4 protein-coding genes are annotated in these 4,236 nt (G+C 75.0%); all 4 read right to left on the bottom strand.

What is annotated here, in order from left to right:
• Window positions 1-131 precede the first annotated feature (131 nt).
• The gene (locus MXD58_RS21475) at window positions 132-845 is read right to left on the bottom strand and encodes a LuxR C-terminal-related transcriptional regulator (RefSeq protein WP_248840680.1); all 714 of its coding nucleotides are present in this window, start codon (window positions 843-845) and stop codon (window positions 132-134) included.
• A complete protein-coding gene (locus tag MXD58_RS21470; RefSeq protein ID WP_248840679.1) occupies window positions 833-2,209 on the bottom strand; it encodes a sensor histidine kinase in 1,377 nt (458 codons plus the stop codon). The genes MXD58_RS21475 and MXD58_RS21470 overlap by 13 nt, the downstream gene beginning before the upstream one ends.
• A gap of 194 nt (window positions 2,210-2,403) precedes the next feature.
• A complete protein-coding gene (locus MXD58_RS21465; RefSeq protein WP_308302016.1) occupies window positions 2,404-2,814 on the bottom strand; it encodes a GNAT family N-acetyltransferase in 411 nt (136 codons plus the stop codon).
• Window positions 2,815-2,897: 83 nt separating this feature from the next.
• Window positions 2,898-4,236 (bottom strand): alpha/beta hydrolase family protein (locus MXD58_RS21460; protein WP_250609805.1); only part of this gene is annotated, 1,339 nt, incomplete at its 5' end.

The raw sequence follows: 4,236 nt of genomic DNA, 5'->3' as shown, positions 1-4,236 counted from the left end.
CGCCCGCGCTGGCGGACGGGCTCAGGCTCGGGTCGAGGGCCGGGCCGTCGGGCGCCGGGCTGGCAGGGGTCGGGCTGGCAGGGGTCGGGCTGGCAGGGGTCGGGCTGGCAGGGGTCGGGTCGAGGGTGGGCTCAGGCATCGTGGTTGCTCCTGCGGACGGTTCCCGGTGCCGCGGTCGGCCGGGCGCCGCCGCCGCCGGTGGAGTCGAGCAGGCGCAGCACCGCGAGCACGCGGCGATGGTCGTCCTCGGCCACCGGAAGATCGAGCTTGGTGAAGATGCTGGTCACGTGTCTCTCGACGGCGCGTTCACTGATCGACAGCGCGGTGGCGATCGCCGCGTTCGAGCGACCCTCGGCCATCAGATGGAGCACCTCGGTCTCGCGCGGGGTGAGCCGTTCCAGCGGGTCGCGGCGGCGGGACCGGACCAGCAGTTGGGTGACGACCTCGGCGTCGAGCACGGTGGCGCCGGCGGCGACCCGGCCGAGCGCCGCGTGGAAGTCGGCGACCTCGCTGACCCGATCCTTGAGCAGGTAGCCGACGCCCCGGCTGGTCGGGCCGGTCACCAGGTCGACGGCGTAGCGCTCCTCGACGTACTGGGACAGCACGAGCACGCCGACCGCCGGCCACTGCCGGCGCAGCACCAGGGCCGCGCGCACCCCCTCGTCGGTGAACGTCGGGGGCAGGCGCACGTCGACGACGCAGACGTCCGGCGGTGCGGCGGCGACCTCACGCAGCAGGCCCTCGGCGTCGCCGACCGCGGCGGACACGGTGACGCCCAGCTCTTCGAGCAGCCGGGTCAGGCCCTCGCGCAGCAGCACCGAATCCTCGGCGATCATGACGCGCACGGCAGCTCCAGACGCAGGGTGGTGCCCTCCCCGGGCGGACTCGTCAGGCCGAAGGTGCCGTCGACGGCACGGGCCCGGTCACGCAGGCCGGCCAGGCCGCTGCCGGCGTTCTCGCTGGCGCCGCCGCGGCCGTCGTCGGCGACCTCGACGACCAGCCGGCTCCCACCGCGCCGCACCACCACCCGCGCCCGGGACGCCGCCGCGTGCCGGGCGATGTTGGTCAGCGCCTCGGCGACGAAGAAGTAGGCGACGGCCTCCGCGTCGGGATCACGCCGGGCGACGGTATCGGTGTCGATGTCAGTGTCGGTGTCGGTGTCGGTGTCGATGTCGATGTCGATGTCGATGGTGACGGGCACCGGGCAGCGGGCCGCGAGCCCGGACAGCGCCGCGTCCAGGCCGCGGTCGGTCAGCACCGACGGGTGGATGCCACGGGCGAGGTCCCGCAGCTCGACCAGGGCGCGTTTGGTCTCCGCGTGCGCCTCGGCGACGAGGCCCGCGGCGCCGCGCGGATCCGCCTCGAACCGGATCTGCGCCCGGCCGAGCGTCATCGCGACCGCGACGAGCCGCTGCTGCGCGCCGTCGTGCAGGTCCCGTTCGATGCGGCGGCGTTCGGCGGCGGCGGCGGCGACCATCCCGGCCCGGCTGGACTCGAGGTCCTCGACCCGGGCGGCCAGCAGTTCCTCGCCGCGTGGCGAGAGCAGCCAGCGGGCCACCTGGAGGTGCCCGACGGTCAGGGCGCGGGCCAGCCAGGGCGCGGCGAGCAGCGCGGCGAGGCCGAGGCAGACGTGCAGGACGACCGAGCCGCCGTAGCCCAGGTCCTGGTCGAAGACGCGCTCGGGCGTGGCCAGCGCGGGGGCGTAGGCGGGGAACAGCACGAACGCCAGCCCGCCACCCCAGGCAACGAACAGCAGCCAGCCCCCGAGCCAGCCGACCACGGGCTGGACGACGAGTACGTAGAGCACGTCCAGCCAACTGCCCCCGCGGCGCAGCCGGCGCAGCTCCGTGCCGAGTCGGATCCGCAACGCCGCCTTGCGGCCGAACCCGTTGGCCGGCCCGGGTCGCAGCGCGAGTCGCCGGTGCAGCAGCACGTCGAAGCGCCACGCATCGAACGTGGTGGCGAGCCGGGCGATGACCAGCGCGAACCAGATCAGCGGCACTCCCAGCAGGCCGACCAGCGTCAGCGGCACCCCGACGGCGAGCGAGATCAGGACCACCAGGCAGACCGGGCCCGCCAGCACCCCCGTGAGCGCCACGAACGCCGTGCTCTCCCACGCCTGCCTGGTGTAGGTCGACCGCAGCAGTGGCCAGAGCCCGCCGGGCGGGCCGCCCCGACCGGTGCCCCGCAGCGCAACCGTGCCTGCCATCGTCCGTTTCCCCTCTCCGGTGGCCGCGGCCTGGTTCACCACGGCCGCGGGCGGCGGCAGGTCACGTCCCGCCGGTTCGTCCGCCCGGTGCCCTGCGGACGACGGTAGATCGTCCCTGCCGCGGCGACGACGGAGCTGGCTGGCCGGTTCGGCCGGGGGTTAGCCGCACCCGGGCCGGCGCGGCGGACCGTCCGTCACAGCCGGCGGGTGAGTTCGAAGGAGGAGATGGTGTAGCCGGCGCGCAGGGCGAGGCGGTGTGCCTCGTGGCGGTGGGTACCGGCGGTGAGGTTCACGTGCTCGCAGCCGAGCTGGCGGGCCTCCCGTTCGGCCCAGGCCAGCAGGCGGGTGGCGTGCCCTCGCCCGCGGGCGGGGAGCAGGGTCGTCAGATCGTCGATCGCGAGGGTCCGTCCGACGGCCAGGGAGGTCACCTGGCGAAAGCCGAGCGCGGAGACCACCCGCGCCAACTCACCGTCCCAGGACGCGACCAGGCGGTAGCCCTCCGGCCGCTGTACCTCGTTGACGAGGCGCACGAAACCCGTCGAAGTCAGGTGCGGCCGTAGTTGGCGCATCGGGTCGAACGCCAACCAGGTCCGGTCCGCAGCCAACTCCTCGATTTTCACCCTTCGTATTGTGACAGTGTCGACTCCGTGATGTTCGTGCCGGCCTGTGGCGGCACGACCGGGCCTGCCTACGGGGCGAGCCGGATGAGGTTGCCGCGCGCGTCGTCGAGCGCCCCGGCGCTCACCGGCGCCAGCTCGACGCCCGGCTGGGGCGCGGCGGGCTGGCGAAGATGGCCGGCGAACCAGTCGACGGCAGCGTGCACGAAGCGGACCCGGCCGGCCAGGCCCACCACCTCGTGGCCCTCGTCCGGAAAGAGCAGGTAGCGGCAGTCCACCCCGTTCGCGGTCGCGGCGGCGACGGCCTGCTCCGCCTCGATGACGGGGACGTTGGTGTCGTTGGCACCGTGGACGACGAGCAGCGGCGCGGTGAGCGCGCTCATCCGGTGCAGCGGCGAGAGTGCGCGCAGCAGCTCCGGCTGGGTACGCGGGTCGCCGTACTTGGTGACCGCCGAGGCCGCGATCCACGGCTCGGTGTGCTGGTAGAACGTCTCCAGGTCGGCCATGCCACAGACGTCCATGCCGGCCCGGAACAGTTCGGGGAAGCGCACGAGGGCCGCCAGGGTGAGATAGCCGCCGTAGGAGCGCCCGGCGACGCCGATGCGCTGCGGGTCGGCCAGGCCGGCCGCGACGAGGTCGCGCACGCAGCTGGCGACGTCCTCGATGCCGTCGGCGCGGCGCTCGAGGTGGTCGGCCTCCTCGAAGGAGCGACCGTAGCCGCTGGAGCCGCGTACGTTCGGCGCGAACACCGCGATCCCGCGGGCGACCAGGGCCTGCAGCAACGGGTTGTAGGTGGGCCGGTCCTGCGCCTCCGGGCCGCCGTGCAGGTAGACAAGGGTCGGCAGCGGGCCGGGCGGCGACGGCGGGCGGTACCACCAGCCGGACAGTGTCAGGCCGTCATGCGCGCACAGCGTGCGCTCCACCGGGCGGACCAGCGCCGCCGGCCGGGCCGGCGCGCGGGAGACCAGACATCGGTAGGTCGCCCCCACGACCACCGCCCCCACCACCACCGTCGGAGCGCCATCGGCCGCGGGCGGCGGGGGCGCGGCGGCGGGGCTCGGCGCGGGCAGGGTGCAGGTCCAGATCTCCGGTGCGGCGGCGGAGTCCTCGAGAGCGAGGACCAGCCCCCGTCCGCCGGGGCGTGCGAGCAGGGCCGTGACCACCGCACGCGGTGGCGTCGGCAGCGCCGTCTGGGCTCCGCCGCCGCCCAGGTCCACGAGGCCCAGTTCGCTGCGGCCCGCCACGTTCCAGGCGATGACGACCCGGGCGAGTCCCGGTCCGGGCGCGCCGAGCGGCGCGAACCACTCGACGTCGGCGTCGGGACGCTCGACGACGACGACGGCGGCGCCGGGTGCGTCCACCGCGACGTCGAGCAGCGCGATCCGCTCGCGGCCGAGGTCGCCGGCCAGC

The organism is Frankia sp. AgKG'84/4, assembly GCF_023242965.2.
GTDB lineage: Bacteria > Actinomycetota > Actinomycetes > Frankiales > Frankiaceae > Frankia.
Note: the sequence above shows the minus strand (reverse complement) of the source record. Positions and strands in the feature narration are given on the sequence as shown.